This window comes from Brucella sp. NBRC 12950, assembly GCF_030268145.1.
In the GTDB taxonomy this organism is placed as follows: Bacteria; Pseudomonadota; Alphaproteobacteria; order Rhizobiales; family Rhizobiaceae; genus Brucella.
Map to the genome: position 1 here is coordinate 1 of NZ_BSQC01000054.1, position 400 is coordinate 400.

Here is a 400-nt window from a genome sequence, read left to right on the forward strand (position 1 = left end):
TCTTCTTGGCCTTCATGATGTTTGGCAGCGATGCATAACGCGGCTGGTTCAAACGAAGATCAACAGTCACGATGGCTGGAAGCTTCACATCAATGGTCTGAAGACCGCCATCGACTTCGCGCGTTACCTTGGCCGAACCGTCAGCAAGCTCCACCTTCGAGGCAAATGTCGCCTGGCTCCAGTTGAGCAGTGCCGAAAGCATCTGGCCGGTCTGGTTGGCATCGTCGTCAATCGCCTGCTTGCCGAGGAACACGAGGTCCGGCTGTTCAGCATCCACCACGCCCTTCAGCACCTTCGCAACACCAAGCGGCTCAACCGTTTCGTCAGTCTTCACCAGAATTGCACGGTCAGCACCCATGGCAAGTGCGGTGCGCAACGTTTCCTGCGCCTGTGCCGGACC

General features: G+C 57.8%; 1 pseudogene. It reads right to left on the reverse strand.

The features are described from left to right. Window positions 1-400 (reverse strand): annotated as a pseudogene (locus tag QSJ70_RS27415) (electron transfer flavoprotein subunit beta/FixA family protein); the annotation flags it as partial.